The sequence below is a fragment of the Kribbella sp. NPDC049174 genome, from assembly GCF_043197365.1.
GTDB lineage: Bacteria > Actinomycetota > Actinomycetes > Propionibacteriales > Kribbellaceae > Kribbella.
Map to the genome: position 1 here is coordinate 309,452 of NZ_JBICSZ010000007.1, position 20,459 is coordinate 329,910.

15 protein-coding genes are annotated in these 20,459 nt (G+C 69.0%); 12 read left to right on the top strand and 3 right to left on the bottom strand.

All coding sequences use genetic code 11. From position 1 onward, the window contains the following. Window positions 1–7 precede the first annotated feature (7 nt). The gene (locus ACGFIF_RS31190) at window positions 8–3,004 is read left to right on the top strand and encodes a DUF499 domain-containing protein (RefSeq protein ID WP_393159442.1); all 2,997 of its coding nucleotides are present in this window, start codon (window positions 8–10) and stop codon (window positions 3,002–3,004) included. Window positions 3,005–3,570: 566 nt separating this feature from the next. Here the strand turns inward: ACGFIF_RS31190 and ACGFIF_RS31195 are convergent. From ACGFIF_RS31195 to ACGFIF_RS31205, 3 genes are all read right to left on the bottom strand, one after another. After that, a complete protein-coding gene (locus ACGFIF_RS31195) occupies window positions 3,571–4,131 on the bottom strand; it encodes a flavoprotein (protein WP_393159443.1) in 561 nt (186 codons plus the stop codon). Beyond that, window positions 4,128–5,351: a helix-turn-helix domain-containing protein gene (locus ACGFIF_RS31200; RefSeq protein ID WP_393159727.1), complete on the bottom strand. Its 1,224-nt coding sequence runs from the start codon at window positions 5,349–5,351 to the stop codon at window positions 4,128–4,130. Before ACGFIF_RS31200 ends, ACGFIF_RS31195 begins: the two co-directional genes overlap by 4 nt. Window positions 5,352–5,475: 124 nt before the next feature. Further along, on the bottom strand, window positions 5,476–5,823 hold the full coding sequence (locus ACGFIF_RS31205) for a GntR family transcriptional regulator (RefSeq protein WP_393159445.1): 348 nt from the start codon (window positions 5,821–5,823) through the stop codon (window positions 5,476–5,478). 116 nt (window positions 5,824–5,939) lie between these two features. Between ACGFIF_RS31205 and ACGFIF_RS31210 the strand changes: the two genes are divergently transcribed. From ACGFIF_RS31210 to ACGFIF_RS31260, 11 genes are all read left to right on the top strand, one after another. Further along, complete coding sequence (locus ACGFIF_RS31210; protein WP_393159447.1) at window positions 5,940–6,188, top strand: helix-turn-helix domain-containing protein; 249 nt, start codon at window positions 5,940–5,942, stop codon at window positions 6,186–6,188. A gap of 122 nt (window positions 6,189–6,310) precedes the next feature. Then, window positions 6,311–6,742 (top strand): hypothetical protein, encoded by a 432-nt coding sequence (locus ACGFIF_RS31215; RefSeq protein WP_393159448.1) that lies wholly within the window; start codon window positions 6,311–6,313, stop codon window positions 6,740–6,742. Next, window positions 6,739–7,260, top strand: coding sequence for a Pycsar system effector family protein (locus tag ACGFIF_RS31220; RefSeq protein WP_393159450.1), 522 nt, complete (start codon window positions 6,739–6,741; stop codon window positions 7,258–7,260). The genes ACGFIF_RS31215 and ACGFIF_RS31220 overlap by 4 nt, the downstream gene beginning before the upstream one ends. Beyond that, window positions 7,257–9,542 carry a type IV secretory system conjugative DNA transfer family protein gene (locus ACGFIF_RS31225; protein ID WP_393159452.1) on the top strand — a complete coding sequence of 762 codons (2,286 nt, stop codon included), beginning with the start codon at window positions 7,257–7,259 and terminating at the stop codon, window positions 9,540–9,542. Before ACGFIF_RS31220 ends, ACGFIF_RS31225 begins: the two co-directional genes overlap by 4 nt. Beyond that, window positions 9,539–10,231: an RRQRL motif-containing zinc-binding protein gene (locus ACGFIF_RS31230; RefSeq protein ID WP_393159454.1), complete on the top strand. Its 693-nt coding sequence runs from the start codon at window positions 9,539–9,541 to the stop codon at window positions 10,229–10,231. The genes ACGFIF_RS31225 and ACGFIF_RS31230 overlap by 4 nt, the downstream gene beginning before the upstream one ends. After that, on the top strand, window positions 10,228–11,076 hold the full coding sequence (locus ACGFIF_RS31235) for a DNA adenine methylase (RefSeq protein WP_393159456.1): 849 nt from the start codon (window positions 10,228–10,230) through the stop codon (window positions 11,074–11,076). Before ACGFIF_RS31230 ends, ACGFIF_RS31235 begins: the two co-directional genes overlap by 4 nt. Then, window positions 11,076–11,834: a hypothetical protein gene (locus ACGFIF_RS31240; protein ID WP_393159457.1), complete on the top strand. Its 759-nt coding sequence runs from the start codon at window positions 11,076–11,078 to the stop codon at window positions 11,832–11,834. The genes ACGFIF_RS31235 and ACGFIF_RS31240 overlap by 1 nt, the downstream gene beginning before the upstream one ends. After that, window positions 11,831–13,306 (top strand): DUF2637 domain-containing protein, encoded by a 1,476-nt coding sequence (locus ACGFIF_RS31245; RefSeq protein ID WP_393159458.1) that lies wholly within the window; start codon window positions 11,831–11,833, stop codon window positions 13,304–13,306. Before ACGFIF_RS31240 ends, ACGFIF_RS31245 begins: the two co-directional genes overlap by 4 nt. Before the next feature lie 253 nt (window positions 13,307–13,559). Continuing rightward, window positions 13,560–18,239 carry a MobF family relaxase gene (mobF, locus tag ACGFIF_RS31250; protein ID WP_393159460.1) on the top strand — a complete coding sequence of 1,560 codons (4,680 nt, stop codon included), beginning with the start codon at window positions 13,560–13,562 and terminating at the stop codon, window positions 18,237–18,239. 407 nt (window positions 18,240–18,646) lie between these two features. After that, a complete protein-coding gene (locus ACGFIF_RS31255; RefSeq protein WP_393159462.1) occupies window positions 18,647–18,796 on the top strand; it encodes a hypothetical protein in 150 nt (49 codons plus the stop codon). Window positions 18,797–18,879: 83 nt separating this feature from the next. Further along, window positions 18,880–20,424, top strand: a complete 1,545-nt coding sequence (locus ACGFIF_RS31260; protein WP_393159465.1) for a DNA cytosine methyltransferase — start codon at window positions 18,880–18,882, stop codon at window positions 20,422–20,424. Window positions 20,425–20,459 lie beyond the last annotated feature (35 nt).

Sequence of the window (20,459 nt, forward strand, 5' to 3'; positions counted from 1 at the left end):
GATCGACGTGACGAAAAGCGTGACCCCGTGGTGGAAGACTCTGAAGATCCGCCAGGAGATCCTGAACGCCTCTGGACAGATCGACGATGTACAGATGTCACTGTTTCGGGCCGTCCATGGGATCGGCAACGACAAGCCGCCGTACGCTGACGCAGCCTATTACGGCGACATCACCCACCCGACCGAGCGGCTTACCGACCTTCTCACCGAGATCGCTGTCCGTATCGGCAGCGGTAGTGATTACCTCAAGGCTCGGGCCGTCACCCGCCTCGATCAGGGTATGGGCGGCGGCAAATCGCACGCTTGCATCGGTGCATACCACTTGGCCCATAGTAGCGAGGCGTTGTTCAAGACCCAGCTCGGCCAGGGAATTGCCGCTCGTGCAAAGGCGAAAATCGGGCGCGAGCTGCCAGGTGATCTGGGTCGTCCACATGTCGTGGTGATGCCCTGCGATAACATGACGCCAGGTGCGGGTGTCCAGGAATTTGACGGCCCCGCCGTCAGCCTCTACGAGCGATTTCTCTGGCGGCTCTTCAGTAAGGACTATTCGCTTTACGAGCGGTATCAGCCCTACTGGAGCGACAAGCACAAGATCGGTGAAGCTCTTCGTGCCGTCAACCGGCCGGTCCTCATTATTGTCGACGAAATCATGGACTACGTCGGCAACGGCCTCGATGGTGCCGGCAAGCCCGACCTTATGGCGCAAGACATGGCGTTTCTTCGTGCGATCCTCGACGTCGCCAACGATGTTCCACATGTCGCGATGCTCATGGTGATGATCGCTTCCGATCACGACAAGACGGCTCTGTCGACAGGCGGGCAGGAGCGGCGAGAAGATCTCAACAGTCAACTTGACCGGAACGGTAAACCAGCTACAGTCACGGAGGTGGGCGACTTCGCCGACATCCTACGGCGACGTCTCTTCGACGCCGACCCGCCAGCGGAGGTCCTCAGCGCAACCGCCGACCTGTATCGCCCAGTGCTCGACGACAAGGCGTGGACCAAGAACGTCTGGGAAGCGACCGGCGCCGAATGGCGACGTCGCTGGGACGACGAGGTTGCCGCCTGCTATCCCTTTCACCCGATGTTGATGAATGTTGCGAAGGAGGAATGGAGCAAGGTCACCGGCTTCCAAAGAGTCCGCTCCACCATCCGCATCTTCGCGGCCACCGTCTACGCGCAACAGCAGCGCGGGGCGGCCGGCCAATGGGTCCCCGCGCTGATTGGTCCCGGCGATCTGCCCCTGTCTGATAGCGCAGTCCGTGAGGCACTTCTGGGCAGCGGCCTGGTTGAAGACGAGCGGACCATTGCGAACTATCGGAGCCTTGCGGAGATCGAGGTCGTCAACCACGACAGCTCGGCGGGCACCGCTCGCCGCCAGGACCTTGAACGCCCGCCCCTCATTTGGAGCGAAAGCAACCCGCGGGCCGCCGAGCGCGCCGCCACGTTCATCTTCCTCGCCAGCATCGTCGGCACACTGCGCCCCGGCCGTGGACGGGGCGCCAGCGCGCCCGAAGTCAAGGCAGCCACCAGCGTCCCCGACACCAACTACAGCCTGACAGACGCCGACAGCGTCGTCGAGGATCTCGTTGACCCCGACCAGGGCATGAGTGCAGTCGAGATCATCCGCGGGCAGGGCAACAACAAGCCGGCCCGCTACTTCCTCTCAACCCGCCTCACGCACCGGATGCTGGTCAACAACATCCGCCGCACGATCACGGACACCGAACGGGACCAGCTTCTCGCCGACTTCGCCCAACGTCTGGCTAGCAGCGGTCCTTTTCGCGAGCTCAAGTTCGTCAAGGCTGACCCAGGTCGCAGTGCCACGGACGTGCTGGCCACTGCAGGACTTGATACGGCACACACCAGCCGCCTGATCGTGCTCGACCCCGCTCAGTACAGTCTTCGAAACGGCATGGAGGAGGCCACTCTCGCGGCCCTGACCGTCGCCATGGGTTTGGGTACAGGGACGCAGCGACTGCCGGTTCAGTGGGCCAGTAGCGCCGTCTACGCCGTTGCGAACACGCAACGCCGCAGCCTCGCCCGTGGGCTTGCCGTCGAGTATCTCGCCCGCCAGAAGGCACTTGCTGCCCCGGAGGTGCAGAACGACGACGAACTCAAAGCCACTGGCACCAAGGAGCTTGCAGCCGCGAAGGAGCAGCTCGAGAAGGCACTCAAACGGGCATATCAGCACGTCGCGTACCTCGCTCAGCCCGATCCGGACGGCGAGCGGTACCTCGACCAAATCACATTCGACGACGAAAACTTCACCGCGCTAGACGGAACCTTAGTCTGGAAAGGGCTCGCCGATCGAGACAAGGTGTTCGATACCGGCCAGTTCGGGCCGAGGGCCCTTATGCACAACCTCCGGGAGCAGGACTACGGCAAGACCCTGTCCGACGTCCGAGCCGCGTTCTATAGCGCACCACGACTCCCGCTGCTCTACGCCGGCGACCGGGACCTGCAGCAGGCGATCTTCGACGCCGTCAACGAGGGGTTGGTGAGCATTGTCGATGGAAGCGGCAACGACGTAGCCGTGACGGCACCCGGGCAGGTGAACCTCACCAGCGCCGGGCTGCGGCTTGCGAAGCCGCAGCCACAGATCTGCCCTGACTGCGGCCAACCCGCTCACGCCGGCGAATGCCCCGCCGCGGTCGCGGGCGGGGACACGGGCGCTGAGACCGATACAGGAAAAGCCGCGGGCACTCAAGGTGGTCCCGCATCGACCGGACAAGACGGCGGTACGCCATCCGGCACGGACACGCAGACGCCTGCAACGAAAGATAAGCAGGCCGCCTTCTCCTTCACCAGCAACCTGCTGAGCAACCCCGACAATGCAGACACTTTCGCCGCCTTGTTCAAGACGCTCTACATGGCGCTCGATGAACGGCAGGTCAGCTACCTCCAGGGGACGATCCAGTTGGTCGTGGACGCGACAGTGGCGAGAGAGGTCGAAGAACGGCTGAACGAGATCGGGATCAACGGGACGTTCAAGGACATCTGACCTGAGTTGGGTCAATCCCTTAGTGCCTTGCGCAGGGGCGCTCTGCTGCCCGCCGGTCCATGCGTCGTCGCAGGTCAGGGGCCAGGTTGCCGGTCAACACCCGGTCGTGCTGCGGGCTGGGCCGACCAGCGCAATGGGCCTAGCACGAACCCAGGAGTGCGTCGTCGGCGCTCGTCAACGACGACACGCCGCCCTTCGACGGCGCGAAGACACGCTCAAGTGCGCCCAGGCGATGGAACAGACCCGGCGAGCACCGGGCTGTCGCGCAAGAGCGCTGCTTCGCAGCGCGAATCGACCGGATTTGGTGCCTTGGTAAGGCACTTCACCATGTCATCTCCGCAGGTCAACGGCTTGCGGTGCTGAGAATCGGGCGCGGGTGACCCAAGTCGGGTCTGACAGAGAACGCGCAGACGTATCCGAGGGCGGCTGCAGCGGAGCGCGCCACCACAATGGCCCGCGATTAGGACCTGCATCGGATGTGGACTGCGATGAGCTCGGCTTCGGTCATGCCGCCAGAGACTTCGTCGACGGTCAGTCAAGTGCCGACGACTGCCGAACCGATGGTGTCAGGCCGAGGTGGCTATGGCGGACTCGATTGCGGCGCGGATTGCTCGCCAGGGGAGCTCCTTGTTGGGGGCACTCCGGGGTCTGTGCAGAGGCCAGACATCCTCTCCATAGACGAGGTGGACACCAGCGCCAGCAAGGGCGGCGATGTGGTGTTCCCAGCCGGGCTGGCCGGCGTGGGCTGCGTTGACTCGAGGAAAGACGACGACGGGTGGACGGCGTCCGCCGATTGCCTCGCAGAGCTGAGTCAGTGCCTGATTGTCGGCGATCCCCAGCGCCAGCTTTGCTACCAGGTTCGCGGTCGCCGGAACGGCCGCGTAGCAGTCCACATCTGGGTGCGGACTCGTCTCGTGAGGTAGGCGAGGTGCGCTGCGAACCGGTAGGCCGGTGACCGCTTCGATCTTGCCGATTTCGCCAGTGGCCTCCAGCCATGCGGTAGCGGTTGGCGTCAGCGTCACGGCAACGGTCCAGCCATCCTCCAGCAGCGGCTCGATGAGTCGCTCGCGCACGTCCTCGATCCCGCCGGCAGCCGCGCACACCAGGCCGAGTGTTCGGCCGCTCATTGAACCGCCCGGCAGCGCTCGGCGAGGGCGAGAATCTGCGATCCACGGCCACCAGTGCTAGGTGTCCTGCGGTGGATGTCCCGCACAATCTCTCGGACGGCGGGATTGTGCCGCACGAGCTGCGGTGACTTCGCCTCAGCGTCCAGGAGCGCTGATATCGCCTCGTCGTCCTGAGCTGAGTAGCTGTGCGCGCGGGCAAGGTCGATGCCGTGCGCAACCTGTCGGACGGTCGGAAGAACACTTGAGTCGACCCGAGGGCCGTGGTCCGTCACGTATGCGACGTCGCCCAGGTCGAGCGCAGCGGACAGCCTGTGCAGCATGACGTTCGTCGGCCCGAAGGAGGTTTGCCAGTAGTTCGCATCCGAACCGAGCTGCTGCGCGGCCGACTCTGCGGAGGCGAGTAGTTCGGTGGCTGTTGCACGGTCATTGCGGCGGGATGCGGCAGTTGCCATCCGCAGGTCGAGCATGCCGAGCAGACTGAGCGCTGCTGGGTCCATCCGAGCTACACGGGTCGTGAGCCAAGAGCGGGCAGCCTGCCCGAGCTGAAGCGCGTCGTCGTACCGCCCGACGGCGAGTAGCGCGTGAGTGCCGGCCCTAGCCGCCGAGGCGAGTACCAGCGGGTCGTCAGAGTTGTCAGCGGCGTTCATCGCTCGCTCTGCGGCGATCCACGACAGATCAGATTCGCCGATCTTGGTAAGGGTCGTTGCTGCGAGGTGATGGATCCGGGCCGACAGCGCCGGTCCGCGACCGCCATTGCTTGTATCACCCTCGACAGCTTGAGCGGCTCGAATCAGCTCTGGCAGCAGGACGACTGCTTGGCCGATGCGGCCCTGTTGGTAGTGGTCCCAGGCGCCCTCGGTGAGGCTTGCGATGTGTTCGAGATTTGGGGGGCGAGTGGCCTCCTCCGGCGCGAACAACACCCGCGAGAGGCGCCGAGGAGCCATCAGCGCGTCGCGAATGGCCGGCACATCGTCGTGCTGGTGATCGTCCTCCAGGAGAACTGGCTGCCCGAGGAGATCTCCGAGCGATACCCGGAGCGCTGACGCGACTTCCCCGAGCACGTCCAGCCGCCGGATCTCGCGTTCGCCGCGCTCGATCTTGCTCAGCCAGTCTTCGGTGCGTCCCACCAGGCTTGCGAGTACCGACTGGGTGAGACCGCGGCGGGCGCGATAGAACGCGATCCGCTCGCCGATGCTGAGATGGTCGCCAGCTCCTCGCATGCCCACAACGATAGTGCAGGGCGGAATTAACCTACCCGGACAGTTTGTCCGGGTACTCCGATTGACTCCAGTGTCCACTGGTTCATATGGACGCAAAAGTGATCGAGAGCCAAGTCGAAACCTCTCAGGTTGAGGCGCCATCGCCTGTACGCAGGCGTTCCTCGACCACGTCCAGTCGGCGCCTCAGCTCCTCGACGGTTTCCCGGAGCGCGGTGAGGTCATCGATGGGCGGACGACTGTCCGAGGAGGCGACGAAGACGCCCCGGCCTCGTTGGGTGTACACGAGTCCTTCATCGCGCAGCTGGTCGATGGCCTTCTGGAGAGTCATCAAAGCCACGCCCCACTGCTTGGCCAGGTCGCGGCCTGACGGGAGCTTCGTGCCGGCCGCCAGCTCGCCGGTCTGGATTGCACGGCGCAGTCCGTCAGCGACCTGGGCGTACGGCGGGCGGGGGTCATTGATCTCTACCTGCATGACTCAACCGTAGTCGACCTAGGTAGCTAGGTCAGTTGGACAAGGAACTCTTGTAGAACCAAGTGACCTAGGTTAACCTAGGTCAACCTAGTTAACGCTTGTGAAGGAGAGAGTCAGTGAGTGAAGACGCAACGGCCAGCGAGGTCGTAAGGAAGTTCCTCAGCGTTGCCTCGGCCGCCGAGGTGCTCGGCCTGTCCGAGATGACGCTCTATCGCGTTATCGCGGCTGGGGAGTTCCCCGCCGTCCGGGTGGGTCGCAGGTTGTTCATTCCGAGTCAGGCCCTTGACGACATGGCCACCGCAGCTATCGCCACCGGGGGAGTCGTCGATGCGGCCGAGTGGCGCCCCGCGCAGGTAGCGGGATGACCCGCCAGCTGTCGGCGCAGTCGTCGCACCCCCAAGACATCGAAGACCGGCCCCGCACAGGCGCCAACCAGAACAGGGCCGGTTCTCCCATCACTCAGCTACGAGTTCGAGAGGTCTACAGCATGACTGACGCAGTACAGGGCGGCACGGAGTGGGTGCCGCGGTTTGGGATGTTGGAGGTTTCTGCCGATCGGGCCAGGCTCATCCGGGGGTTGTTCGAGCTGGCGGCGTGGGTGGCGGATCACCCGGACCTGCCGCTGCCAGACGTCACCGCGCACGTGCCGACTCGGCACGACGGCTGGGATGCCGAGCGCACACTGGTCGATCAGGTCGCGCCGGCATTGGAGGTCGAGCCGGAGTTCGACCAGGACGGTGCGCACTACCGCGCGGAGCGGTTCTTTGGCTCGGTCCGGGTGTACTGCCTGGCGATCGAGCCGCAGTGGATGGCGGCCTTCGCGGCGCGGTCCCTGGCCGCCCGCAAGGCTACAGAAGCCGCTAAGTCCGACCGGGCTGCCGAGTCGGCTGCCACGGAGCCGTCCGGTGGTGTGCGATGAACGAGCGCACGCAGTTGGATTTGGCGTGGCGGATGCACGACTCGGCCGCGCAGGCGATCGACAAGGCCGACACGAAGGCCGGTTTCGCGGCGACGGTGGAGACCGCGCTGGCGGCGGTTGTCCTGACGTTGGTGTCGCAGTCGCACGACGCCCCGCTGGCCGGGCGAGTGTTGTTCGGTGTCGCGCTGGTGGCGCTCGCGGTGGCGCTGGGGTCGGCGCTGCTGGTCGTGGTGCCGCGGCTGCACCGCCCGGCTGACGCGCTGGTGCCGGGGGAGTTCTTGTACTTCGGCGCGGTCCGGCTGCGCTCGATCGAGCAGCTCAGTCGGCACATCGTTCCGCGCGGACTTGTGAGCGACATTTACGACGTTGCGGACCCCGGGGTGGCGGTCGTGCACCAGGCCAAGCGGCTTGCGGACATCGCCTGGACCAAGCACCGGTGGCTGCGGGTGTCGTTCCTCGCAGCAGTTGCCGGCGGGATCTTCGCGGTGGCCGGTGTGCTGATCGGTGGTGCGCGATGATGCGGCGGCCGACCAGGACCGAGGGTGTGATGGTCCCGCGGTTCACCCTCGCGATGGTGGCGCTGCTGGCCGCGGGCGTGGCTGCGGTCGCCTGGGACGAGACGCCGGCGCTGACCGAGGTCGGTTACTGGGTCGCCGCAGCCGGAGCGGTCGGACTGGTGACAGCCAGCCTGTTGTTCTGGCGGCTGATGCATGGCGCGCTGATCGCGGCCCCGCTATGGGTGCTGCTGGCCGGCGCGATGGGGTTGCGCATCGGTGCACCGGGTGGCGCGGCCGGGTGGGTGATCGCAGGAGGAGTCCTGCTGCTGATCACGCTGGCCTTGGTCGCGGTGAACCGCCCGGTCGGCGGTGGTCTCGCGGTCGCGCTATGGCTCGGCTACGCCGGGTTCGTGCTCCGGGCCCTGCCGTCAACCGTGCAGGCTTCTCAGCGCTGGTGGCAGCTGCTGATCGCTGCGGGAATCGTGCTGCTCGTCACGGCGGGGTTCACCCTGCGGTCGCGGTCCAGCTCGCGCGGACTGCTGCGCCGTCTCGGCCGCGCCGGCCGCGTCACCGACGGGCTGGCATCGGGATGGGACGTGCGGCGGGTCTCGTCAGCGCGGATGCTCCGCAAGAAGGCCAAGATCGTCCGCCCCTCACTTGCCGAAGTGCCCGCGTGGCGCCGGCGGTTCGTGCCGCTCACGCAGATCGGCGCGACCGTGGCCACGGTCGGCTGGGTCAAGGTCCGGTCGTCTGCTGAGGACCACACGCTGACGGTGGCCGGTCCGCGTGCCGGCAAGACCGGCCTGATGATGAACCACCTGCTGGACGCGCCGGGCGCGGTGATCGCCACTAGCACGAAGACCGACATTCTCGACATCACCCGCGGCCAGCGCGCGAAGCGCGGCCCGGTCTGGGTGTTCGACCCTGACGGCCTCACCGATGAGGGGTCCACGATCACGTTCGACCCGCTGGTCGGCTGCGCCGACCCGGGCGTGGTGATGGACCGCGCCTCGGACCTGCTCGACGGAGTCGGCGCGAAGTCCGACGACGCCGAGCACTGGCTGAACCTGGCCCGCCAGGCGCTGACCGCATTGATGCACGCCGCCGCGCTCGGCGGCTACACCATGGCCGACGTTCAGCGCTGGATCGCGCACCCCGACGACCAGGCGAAGTCCGACGCGCTGTGGGAGCTGCGGGTCGCGAACGCGACCGGGTTCGAGCAGCAGGCCACGCAGTTCTTCACCAACAACGAGCGCACCCGCTCCAGCATCTCCACCACGATCATGCCCGCGCTGAGCTGGCTCTCGGTCCCAACCGCCGCCGCAGCGGCAACACCGGGCGGGGTGCCGTTCGACGTGGAGCGGCTGCTGGCCGAAACCGGCGCCGTCTACCTGCTCGGCGCGGAGGACAAGAAGACCGCGCCACTCGTCACGGCCCTGACCGCGCACATCGCCCGCCAGGCCAAGGCCCTCGCGGTGCGTACACCGGGGCGCCGGTTGGACCCGCAGCTGACGATGGTGCTGGACGAGGCCGCGCTGATCTGCCTGATCCCGCTCGACAGGTGGACCGGCGACTTCGGGTCCCGCGGGATCACCCTGCACATCTCCGCGCAGTCCCGCGCCCAGCTGCGCGACCGGTTCGGCGAAGCCGCCACCGGGGCGCTGCTGACCAACGTGACCACGAAGGTCGTCCTGGCCGGCACATCCGACGACGACGACCTGCAGTTCTGGTCCACGCTGTGCGGGGAACGGCTGGAGCAGGTCGCGACCCGCGACCGCACCACCGGCGGAGTGTCGATCAGCGACCGCCGCGTCCCGGTCCTCACCCCGGGCCAGGTCGCACAGCTGCGCGCCGGGCAGGCGCTGATCATCACCCGCGGCATGCCGCCCGCGATCGGGCGGGTCAAGATGGCGTGGAACCGGCGCGACCTGCGAATGGAGCGGTTCCACAACCGCCGCAGCGTCCAGTGGACCGCCCGCCAGTTGGCCGCGCTCGAGAACCGCCTGGGTGGCCGGGTGCTCGGCGATGCCGCGTGGCTGCGCGACCAGTTCCTCGGCGGCATCGATCGGATAGCCGCCGCGCGGCAGCGCTTGACCGCGCCCTTCGTACGACGGATCGCGGCACGGGTGGACGCCGCGGTGACGTGGCTGGAGGCAACCGACCCGGCGCGCGAACTCCTCGCCCGCCTGCGACTGGCTGGCGCGAGGCGCAAGGCGCGCGCCGCGCTCGCCGCCCGCGACACCAACCGGGCAGGTACGCCGGAACTCGTCGGCTCCGACGACACCGACGGAGACCGGTCATGACCGCCGACATCAGCGGTGGCCGCGGGGTGGAGTGGGTGCAGTTGTGGGACGGCCGGCGCTGGCCGGGCCGGATCCGCAACGGTCTGCCGGAGTTCGGATTCGGGCAGGCGCCGTCTGGCCTGTCCACGCGCCGACAGCTGCGCGAGCGCGGCCTGTCCCGCGGCGGACAGGAGCCGTTCGCCCGGCTGACCTGGAAGCGCGAGCAGCGCTTCGCGTGGCTGTATGTGGACGAGCGCGCCCGTGCCAGGCGGACCCCGAGCGAGAAGCAGCTCGCCGCGGTCAACAACGCACTGGCCGCGCGCAAGGTGTGCGCAGAGTGCGGCCCAGTCGATCACTTCGTGCGCACCACCGACCATCTGTGCGGCGACTGCCACGCTGCCGGTGTCACACCGACCGCGGGGGGCACCGACGGGTGGCGCACCGTCCAGGCCTGGCAGAGCGAAGCAACCGAGGACGAGTCCGACGAGGCCCAGCAGGACGAGGCGTCGGCCGCCGGCGACCGAGCCGCCGAGGCTCTGGCCCGCGCAACGGCGCGCGTCGATCACGCCGAACGCACACGAGCCGGGGCCGAGCTGGCCGAGCAGCTCGCCCACTGGCACGCCGACGACCACGCCGACCGGCCCGCCGCCGAGCAAGCCCACACCGATGACCAGCACGACGGGTCATGGATCGAGAGGGGAGTGGCATGACCGCCGAGCTTGCGCCGCCGTTCGCCTACTACGGCGGCAAGACCACCAAGGCCGCCCAGCTCGCGGCGCTGCTGCCGACGCACCGCCACTACGTCGAGCCGTTCGCCGGATCGCTGGCCGTACTGCTGGCCAAAGCCCCGGCACCGTTCGAGACCGTCAACGATCTGGACGGGGCGCTAATGACGTTCTGGCGGGTCCTGCGGGACCGCGGCAACGACCTGGCCCGGGTCTGCTGGCTAACGCCGCACAGCCGCGCCGAGCACACCGACGCCTACACGCTGACCGATGCCGACGGCAACGACCTTGACGAGCTGGAGGTAGCTCGCCGGGTCTGGGTGCAGCTCAGCCAGGGCATGGGCGGCACCCGCCGCCGTACCGGGTGGCGGCACTTCCAAGACCCCGGCGATCGGACCACTGTGTCCATGCCGGACTACCTGCAGGCCTACGTCGAGCGCATGACCCCGGCGCTGCGCCGGTTGCGCAGGGTCAGCCTGGAAGCCCGGCTTGCGCTGGACGTGATCGCCGCCTACGGCCGCCACGAACACGTCTGCATCTACGCCGACCCGCCCTATCTGGGCAGCACCCGCTCGTCTCGCCAGTACGCCGTCGAGATGAGCCGCCCGGCAGAACACGTCGAACTCGCCGACGCGCTCAAGGCGTGCCGCGCCGCGGTAGTGCTGTCCGGCTACCCCAGCGACCTCTACGACGCCCTCTATGCCGACTGGCACCGCCTCGACCTGGCCGGATTCACCGGCCAGGCCGGCACCAACGGCCGCCGCACCGAAGTGCTGTGGTCCAACCGGCCCCTCGGCACCCAACCCACGCTCTGGCAGGAGAACCACTGATGCAGTACGACAACGACAAGGACCCCGGCACCGCCGCGCTCGCGGCAGTGGCTGGGCTGGCCCGGTCGGTCGAGGCACTGACCCGCGACGTGGCCGCGATGAAGGCCGGTCTGAAGCAGACCGCGTCCAAGACCGCCGTTGCGCGGCTGAACGACACCGTTGCTTCGCTCGGCAACACCATCGCGTCGTTCGAGGATCTGCTGACCCGGCTGGCCGCGGCCAAGCCCAGCAGTAGCCGCGGCAAGGCCGCCGACGCCAGTTCGGTCGAGCCGGTGCGGTCGTGGCTGCGACTGCCCGAGGACTCGGCCGCGGTCGAGGCGGTGCTGAGCGAGTTGCTGCCGTGGATGGAGACGACCTATCTGCGGTACGCGACCGCGCGGGAGACGCTGCCGCCGTGCTGGCTGTGGCACCCCGAGATCGTTGAGGAATTGCTGTGGCTGATGGACGCCTGGATCGCCGCCTACGACAGCGACGAGGCGTCGAACAAGCTCGTCGGTGACTGGCACGACCGCCAGCGTCCCGGCGTCACCCGCCGCATCGGCGAGTACGCCCCTGCGTGTGACGTGCTCGCCCACCGCGACCCCGCCGGACAGCGCGCGATCACCGTGCCGCTGGCCGCTGACGCCGACCCGTTCGTCACCTGGTGGGCCAGGAGTCGCGACGACAACGGCCCCGCCCCGACACCGGAGCAGATCAAGGCTGGCCGCCGAGGCGGCCTGACCGCCCTACCGACCACGACCGCTGGAGGCCAGCGATGACCACCCTGTCCATCAACCTGCCCGAGGCGTTCGAGCCGGGCGCACTCACCTGGCCGATGATCGCCGCCGGCGGCGCCGCACTGCTGATCCTCGCCGCCGTCCTCACCGGCTTGGTCTGGGCGGCCCGTCGCGCGGCTCGCAGCGTCACCGGCGCGATCGAGTCCGGGCGCCTGACGACCCGTCGGGTGCTGATCGTGGTCGCGATCGTCGCCGCGCTCGGTGTGGCCGGGATCGGCGGTGCCCGCTCGTTCGGCGCGGTGTCGGAGAAGTTCGACAGCCCACTGGTGCCGCTGGTGGCCGACGGCATGATCGTGGCCTGTACCGCCCTGCGGCTGGCGGCGCTGACCCGCGGGTGGCGGATTCCAGGGGCGCTGGTCACGACGTACATGTTCATCGGCGGCACCGTGTGGCTGAACATCGACACGGCCCACGGCATCGCCGACGCCCTCGCGCACGCGCTTGCGCCGCTGGCCTACGCCGTACTGGTTGAGATGCTTGCGCACCTGCTGCGGCTGCACATGAAGCTCGCGCAGCCAGCGAAGCCGCGGCTGTCGGCGCTGACCTGGTTCACCTCGCCGGTGATCACCACCCGCGTGTGGCTGCACCTGTCGCGGACCGGCAGCGACGACCCGGCGGCCGCGCGGGCGCTGGTCCAGCAGGTCGTGCGGATGGCGTCGCGGCTGGCGACGCTGTGCCCGAGCCGCAAGCTGTGGCCGCTGGACGCCGCCCGCGCGGCCCGGACCGCGGCCTTGCAGACGATCCGCGACGGGCTGCTGTCGGCCAGCGAACTGGCCGCGCTGCTGCCGGCCGCCGGGCGCCTCGCGCCGGGTGAGCTGCTTGCGCTGGTCGATTCCGCCGCGCTCGGACTGACCGACGAGAACACACCGGCCGAGATCGCCGCGCCTGCCGACGTGCCCACCCGCAACGAGCACCCGAGTGCACCGGTATGGCTGCTCGCCTACCTGCTCGGTGCACTCCGCACCGCATCGGCCACCGCACCGGTGCACCACCCGACCCGCACCGCACCGACTGCACCGGTGCACAACGACGGCACGAACAGTGCACCTGCACCGGTGCACGCACCGCACCGCACCGACCCGGCCGAGCACGAGTCCGCCAACGCCGACGAGGCCGCACGGCGCAAGCCGACCGGGCCGTCCGACGCCGAACTGCTCGACGCGGTGGTGCGCCACGCAGCCGAGCACGGCGGTGCGCCTCTCGGCCAGCGCGAAATCCGCCGCGCCACCGAAGAGGCATTCGGGCGGCCGGTCGGCTTCGGCCGCGCCAAGCGCCTCCAGGAACTCGCCGGGTGGGCCGAGCCCACCACCACCGACAGCGATGACAACCCACCACCCGTCCAGCAGGTCCGTGGACAGCTCCAGCTCGTCACCGAGCCCGGCGAAAACCCCGACACCACCACCAACGACGAGACCACAAGCAACACCGAACTCGAAGCGAGCAACAGCCGATGAGCAACCACAGCACGAACTCAGCAAACAACAGCCATGACAGCAACGGACCAGCAGCGACCACGACCCAGCCGACGACCGATCTGATGATTCAGCAGCAGCCAGTAGGCCGCAGCAGGATCAAAGAACTCAGATCACACCCATGCATCACGATCAAATGGAGCCTCGACTCCGCTTCGCGTCGTCATATCGGCCTGCCGCCTACGGCGGCCGTCGGCGCTATCGCGCCGGGCGCGGCGTCGGTCGGTGGTGGCTCATGCTGAGCGTGCGCAGCGGCCACCGGGCCGACTACCTGACCGGCGCGGTCGCGACCGGGCGGGAGAACTACTACACCGGCGCCGTGGCGGCCGGCGAACCGCCCGGGCGCTGGTTCGGCAGGGGCGCGGAGGCCCTTGGACTGTCCGGCGAGGTCGATGCGCAGGACATGACCGCGCTGTACGAGCGGTTCATCGACCCGCGCGACGAGGCGTTCCGCGACCCGTCGCGATGGGACGAGGCCGAGACCCTCGGCCACACCGGGCGGGCGTACAAGACCGAGGAACAGGTGTACGCCGATGCACTGGCGAAGGAGCCCGGTGCATCACCGGAGCGGCGCGCCGAACTGCGCGCACTGGCTGGCAAAGCGGTGCGCAAGAACGTCTCGTTCCACGACGCGACGTTCAGCCCGGCCAAGAGCATCACGGTGCTCCACACCGCGTTCGAGGCCCAGGAGGTGCAGGCCCGCACCGCCGCCGAGGCGGCCCGCGGTGCACTGACCGACGCCGACCGCACCGGTGACCGTGAAGCGGTGCACCGCTACCGCACTGCGGTGCAGCGAGCGGAGCGGGAAGCGGTGCAGTGGGGCCAGCACCGCCAGGCGGTCGAGGACGCGATCTGGGCCGGGAACAACGCTGCGCTGAAGTATCTGCAAGACAAGGCCGGCTACACCCGCGTCGGGCACTTCGGTGGCGCGGCGGGCCGGTGGGCCGACGCGCACGAGTGGACAATCGCGTCGTTCTTCCAGCACGACAGCAGGGAGCACGACCCGCAGCTGCACATCCACAACGCGATCCTCAACCGCGTGCAGGGACCCGACGGCAAGTGGCGCACCATCGACGGGCAAGCCCTGCACCGCTGGAAACCGGCCGCGGGCGCGGTCGGCGAGCGAGTGATGGAACAGCACCTGGTCAAGGCGCTCGGTGTGCAGTTCAAGGAGCGCCCCGACGGCAAAGCCCGCGAAATCGTCGGGATCGACCAGACCGTGATGGACCTGTTCAGCTCCCGCCGCAAGGCGATCACGAAGAAGACCGCCGCACTGGTACGCGCGTTCGAGGCCAAGATGGGCCGCGAACCGAACAACCTGGAACTCGCCTACATCCAGCAGGAGGCGTCGCTGGCGACCCGCAAGGCCAAGTCCCACGACGGCGAGACGGTCGAGCAGCGGCTGGAGCGGTGGGATCGGGAGCTGCGCGCCGAGGTCCGCGGGGGACTCGGCAAGGTCGCCCGCGACGTGCTCGGGTTGCAGCAGCGCCAGTGGCTGCCCGGCCGCATCAACCAGGCCAAGGTCCTCGAGACGGCACTGGCCGACGTGCAGGCCAAGCACGCGACTTGGCGGGCGGCGGACTTGACCCGGGCGATCAGCAACGCGCTGCCCGACAACCTCGGAAACATGAGGCCGGCGAAGATCGCGCGGCTGCTCGACCGGCTGACCGAGCGAGGCCTGAAGCTCGCGCAGCAAGTCGATGCCGACCGTCCGGGCCACAGCGCAGGCGAACTCTCGGCGCTGCCGGCCGAGCTGCGCCGTGGTGACGGGTCGTCGGCGTACGCGGCTCCGGGTGCTGCCCGGTACGTGACACCGGATCATGTCAAAGCCGAGCGGCAGCTGGCCAAGGCCGGGTACGCCCGCGGTGCCGCCGCGATGACTCCAGCCGACGTGCAGGCGTTCGTGAAGCGGCTGGCCGCCGACGGCCTCCAGCTCGGCGACGACCAGGCCGGCGCCGTGCGCGGCATCCTCGGCTCCGGGGCGAAGGTCGAGACGCTGATCGGCCCGGCCGGCACCGGCAAGTCCCGAGTTGTGGGCGCCTTGGCGAAGGCGTGGGAAGACCCCGAGCTGTGGGACGGCGTGCAGCACCGCGTGGTCGGGCTTGCCGCGTCCCAGGTGGCCACCGAAGTGCTCGCCGCCGATGGCGTCACCGCGCAGAACATCACCCGGTGGCTGATGACCCAGCAACGTATCGCCGACGGCTCGACTACGCCCGAAGACCAGGCGTGGGCACTGCGAGAGGGGGACCTGGTCGTGGTGGACGAGTCGGCCATGGCCAGCACCAGCGACCTGTCCCAGATCGAGGCGCACTGCGACGCCGCAGGAGCCAAGCTGCTGCTGGTCGGTGACCACTGCCAGCTCGCCGCGGTCGGCGCCGGCGGCGGCATGGAGCTGGTCGCCGCAGGCGCGCTAACCCACGAGCTGACCGAGACCCGCCGCTTCACCAACGACTGGGAAGGCCCGGCGTCGCTCCGACTGCGCGAGGGCGACGAGTCGGTGCTGGCCGAGTACCACAAGCAGGGCCGCATCCTCGACGGCGGCCACCTCGAAGCAACGCAGCGCTCCGCGGCCGACGCCTGGCTGGCCGACCACCTCAACGGGCTGCACGCCCTGCTGATCGTGGACACGAATCACCAGGCCGCCGAGCTGTCCGCGCAGCTGCGCGCCCGGCTGGTCGAGTACGGCCAGGTGGACGACGAACGCACCGCCTGGTTGGCCGCGACCGGCAACCGCGTCGGCGCCGGTGACCTGATCCAGACCCGGCTCAACGCCTGGCACCTCAACGGATACCGCGGCAACACCCGCGCCGCGTTCAACCGCGACGAGTTCAAGGTGGTCGAGGTCTTCGACGATGGCGGACTGCGGGTCGCGCCGCTGATCCGCGGCACCCGCCAGCCCGCACCGGGCGAGACGATGGTGTTGCCGGCCAGCTACGTGCGCGACTGGGTGGCGCTCGGCTACGCCGCCACCGTCCACTCCTCCCAAGGCCTGACAGTGGACTCCAGTCACCTGGTCACCACCCCGAACACATCGATCTACGCGCTGTATGTCGCGATGACCCGGGGCCGGGTCGCGAACACCGCGCACGTTGTCACCCAGTCGCTGTCGAAGGAGGCCGAGTACGGCGAGACCACCACCGCCGCGAAGCAGACGCCGCTGTCGGTGCTGCGCGGAGCGTTCGAGCTGGACGACCCGCAACTGTCGGCGCTGGCGACCGCGGCCGAGTCCGCCGCCGAAGCCGACCGGCTGCGCACCCCGGCGGAGCTGCTGGCCGACGGCATCGCGCTGGCAACCGCCGGGCGCACCGCCCGCTGGCTGGATGAACTCGCCGACGCCGGCGTGCTCACGGCCGAGCAGCGCACCGCCCTCGCGGTCGAAGACGGTGCCGGAACACTCCAGACACTGCTGCGCCGTGTGGAGCTGGCCGGGCACGATCCGCGCCAGGTGCTGACCGAGGCGATCCAGCAGCGGTCGCTGCACGACGCGCGCCGGATCAGTCACGTGATCCAGGACCGGATCAAACGCGCCGGCGGAAACCTCGACCCGCTCGGCGACACCTACAGCGAGCGACTTCCGCGAGTCGATGACCCCAAGTGGTCGGCGTACCTGGCCAACCTCGCGACTGAGGCAGACGCCCGCGCCACCCAGCTCGGCGAGCAGGTCGCGACGGAGCAGCCGCAGTGGGCGATTGAGGCGTTCGATCGGCCGCCGACCGATCCCGGCCGGGAGCGCGACGAGTGGATTCAGAAGGCCGGCATGGTGGCCGCACACCGCGAGGTGGTGGCGCACGAGGCCACCGACGACGCGCTCGGCAAGGCACCCAAGCCAGGACAGGTCGAGCAGTACGCCTCCTGGCGCGCCGCCTGGCGCGCACTCGGCCGGCCCGAAGCCGACCGCGCCGAAGCCGAGATGTCGAACGGCCAGCTCCGGGTCCGGGTCCGCGCCTACGAGCGGGAAAAGGCGTGGGCGCCGCCCTACGTCGGCGAGGAACTCGCCGGCACCCGCCAGGCGGTCGAACGCGAACGCCGCACCGCCGCGCTCCGCGCCGCGGAAGCCGACGCGGCCGACGACGCCGCGACGCGTGATCGGCTGCGTGCCGAAGCCGAGCAGGCCAAGGCACTCGCTCAGGCGCTGGAGGCCCGCGCCGCCGAGCTGCAGGTCACCGACGATGCCCGCGCTGTCTGGTGGGCGCACACCGCCGAAACCCGCGCGAACGCCGAACGCGCCGAGGCGGAACTGGAGGCCCGCGGCATCGACAACAGCGACGACGGACCCACCCCCGAAGAACTGCTCGACACCATCGACGCCGAAGCCGCCGAGGACGAACACCGCGAGGTCACCGACGAGCACGAGCTGGCCGACATCGCGCAGCAGCGCGACACCGACACCACGCACGCGGTGCCTGCCGACGAGTTCGTGGAGGCGGAACTGGTCAACGACCAGCTACCCAGCAGGGCAGCGGAGTCCGACGTCGCTGCCGACGAAAGCCTCGATGCGGAGATCGTTGCCGACGACAACACCATCGCGGCCGAGGCGATCGGCGATGTTGACGCCGACGAAACAGAGACGGGTGTGGACCGCGCCGTGCTGGAGAGCCAGGCGCCGGCCGACATTCGGGAGGTCGCCGCAGGCGAGGAGACCCTCGCGGAGTCCGATGTTCCGCGGGTTCCGTCCGCGGACGAGACCGCCGAAGCGGTACGCCGAGCACAGCGGGCGCTGATCGAGATTCAGCACCGCCGCAAAGCCGAAGAACTCCATGCCGCCGACGATGCCGAAGCCCGAGCCGAGGAACTCGCCCGGTGGCACGCCGACGACACTGCCGCCGAGCAGGCCAACACATCACCGACCACCGCCACCGATCAGGCGACGGACGACCACGGACCGGTGCTGGAACTCGGCGGCTACGACGACTAACCGCGCGGTCCAGGCTCTCCCGCCCCTGGCGGGCGGGAGAGCACCCCGGCCTTCGGCCGGGACGAAAAGCCATCTGTGGCTGGGGTTGGTGGCCTGGTGCCAGACCGCCCCCTCCGAAGTCAAGGGGTTCTCGCCTGGAGGACGGCGGCGCTCCGCAAGCTCCGCTTATTTCCTTGTCCACCAGCCGAGAACCCCTTGACTTCGGAGCCTCTAGCGGCCCGGCAGACGGCAGTAGCCGGCAGGCCCCAAGGGGCTGCCGTCACACAACGGCCACCAGCGAGAGGGGCCACGATGCCGAAGACAACGACCACCCCCCAGCAGACCAACTGCCCGCCGTGGTGCAGCCCCAAGCGCCAGGTCGGCTGCGGACGGCCGGGCTGCCCGTCCAGCGCCGGGAGCACCAAGCGATGAACCACAGCGACGCAACCCCGCTCGGCGAACACCCATACAACGGCGACGACTTCGTATCGACCTGCTCCTGCGGGCGCCAGTTCACCGGCCCGACACCAGACGACGCCGACGCACTGCTGATGGAACACATCGAGACCGCCAACTAGCCCACCAGCTCGGGGAGGGCCGTGGTGAAGGTCCACGCACCCACGGCGCCTCCCCGCACCACCCAGAAAGGGGTTGAAGACCGATGACGTTGACGATGACGGATCTGTTCTGCGGGGCCGGTGGGTCGAGCACCGGTGCGGTGCAGGTGCCTGGTGTGACGGTGAAGCTGGCCGCGAATCACTGGAAGCTCGCGGTCGAGACGCACAACAGCAACCATCCGACCACCGACCACGACTGCGCCGACCTGTCGCAGGTCGAGCCGCGCCGCTACCCGCGCACGGACGTGTTGTGGGCGTCGCCGGAGTGCACGAACCACTCCCAGGCCAAAGGCAAGAAGCGCAACGTGGACGCGATGCCGGACCTGTTCGGGGACACGCTGCCGGACGAGGCGGCGGAGCGGTCGCGGGCAACGATGTGGGATGTGGTGCGGTTCGCCGAGCACCACCGCTACGACGCGATCGTGGTCGAGAACGTCGTCGACGCCGCGCTGTGGGTGCTGTGGCCGGCGTGGCGCTCGGGTCTGGATGCGTTGGGTTACTGCGTGCACTTGGTGTACCTGAACTCGATGCATGCGCAGGCCGGGGGACTTCCGGCGCCGCAGTCACGGGACCGGCTGTACGTCGTGGCGCATCTTCGGAGGACGACCTGCCCGGACCTGAACCGGTGGACCCGCCCGGAGGCGTGGTGTGCGGGCTGCGGGCAGAGGGTGCGGGCGATGCAGGCGTGGAAGAAGCCGGAACGGACCTGGGGCCGCTACCGCGCCCAGTACGTGTGGCGCTGCCCGAACGTTGCCTGCCGCAACCAGGTCGTCGAGCCGGGCTGGCTCCCGGCGGCGGCCGCGATCGACTGGACCCTGACCGGCGAGCGGATCGGGGACCGGGCCCGGCCGCTGGCCGACAAAACCATGGCCCGCATCCGCGCCGGGCTGGCCCGCTACGTCAAGCCCGAGCTGCTGGTGCCGGTCGAGGGCCGCGACGGCAAAACGGCAGCTCCGTTGTCGGAGGCGATGCGCACGATGACGACCCGCAACGAGACCGGGCTACTTGTTCCCGCCGGTGGCACGTGGAACGAGACCGCGACGCCGGTGTCGGAGGTGATGCGGACCAGAACCACGCGGGAGTCCGAGGCGCTGGAGGTGCCGCTGAGGAACAACAACACGACCAAGCGGGCGAGTGACCCGTTCGACACGTTCGCTGCCGCAGGCAACCACCACGGCCTGCTGATGCCGTACTACGGCAACGCCACCAGCCGCGACACCAGCGAGCCGCACGGCACGTTCACCACCCGCGACCGGTACGCGCTGGTCATGCGGAACAACGGCTCCCGCTACGACGGCGCGGAGATGTGCACACCCGCGACCGAGACGCTGCGAACGATCACAACAGCAGGGCACCAGTCGGTGCTGGAGCCGCAGACGATCGCGGTCGAGGACTGCCTGTTCCGGATGCTGGAGCCCCACGAGGTCGCGGCCGGTATGGCGTTCACGAACGGCTACGTCGTCTTGGGCAACAAGCGCGAGAAGGTCCGCCAGCTCGGCAACGCCGTCACCCCACCCGCCGCGCGCGACCTGATCGCCGCCGTCGCCGAATCCCTCGGCCACGACCTCACCGACCTGACCACTGCCTGACCGAGCCGCAGTCGGCCGGACCTCCCGCCGAGGTC

What these genes read in the sequence shown, in the direction of transcription:
- ACGFIF_RS31205 (WP_393159445.1), bottom strand. Translation starts at nt 5,823, where the DNA reads ATGCAGGTAGAGATCAATGACCCCCGCCCGCCGTACGCCCAGGTCGCT.
- ACGFIF_RS31220 (WP_393159450.1), top strand. Translation starts at nt 6,739, where the DNA reads ATGAACGAGCGCACGCAGTTGGATTTGGCGTGGCGGATGCACGACTCG.
- ACGFIF_RS31230 (WP_393159454.1), top strand. Translation starts at nt 9,539, where the DNA reads ATGACCGCCGACATCAGCGGTGGCCGCGGGGTGGAGTGGGTGCAGTTG.
- ACGFIF_RS31260 (WP_393159465.1), top strand. Translation starts at nt 18,880, where the DNA reads ATGACGTTGACGATGACGGATCTGTTCTGCGGGGCCGGTGGGTCGAGC.
- ACGFIF_RS31235 (WP_393159456.1), top strand. Translation starts at nt 10,228, where the DNA reads ATGACCGCCGAGCTTGCGCCGCCGTTCGCCTACTACGGCGGCAAGACC.
- ACGFIF_RS31215 (WP_393159448.1), top strand. Translation starts at nt 6,311, where the DNA reads ATGACTGACGCAGTACAGGGCGGCACGGAGTGGGTGCCGCGGTTTGGG.
- ACGFIF_RS31255 (WP_393159462.1), top strand. Translation starts at nt 18,647, where the DNA reads ATGAACCACAGCGACGCAACCCCGCTCGGCGAACACCCATACAACGGC.
- mobF (WP_393159460.1), top strand. Translation starts at nt 13,560, where the DNA reads ATGCTGAGCGTGCGCAGCGGCCACCGGGCCGACTACCTGACCGGCGCG.
- ACGFIF_RS31200 (WP_393159727.1), bottom strand. Translation starts at nt 5,351, where the DNA reads ATGCGAGGAGCTGGCGACCATCTCAGCATCGGCGAGCGGATCGCGTTC.
- ACGFIF_RS31195 (WP_393159443.1), bottom strand. Translation starts at nt 4,131, where the DNA reads ATGAGCGGCCGAACACTCGGCCTGGTGTGCGCGGCTGCCGGCGGGATC.
- ACGFIF_RS31225 (WP_393159452.1), top strand. Translation starts at nt 7,257, where the DNA reads ATGATGCGGCGGCCGACCAGGACCGAGGGTGTGATGGTCCCGCGGTTC.
- ACGFIF_RS31240 (WP_393159457.1), top strand. Translation starts at nt 11,076, where the DNA reads ATGCAGTACGACAACGACAAGGACCCCGGCACCGCCGCGCTCGCGGCA.
- ACGFIF_RS31245 (WP_393159458.1), top strand. Translation starts at nt 11,831, where the DNA reads ATGACCACCCTGTCCATCAACCTGCCCGAGGCGTTCGAGCCGGGCGCA.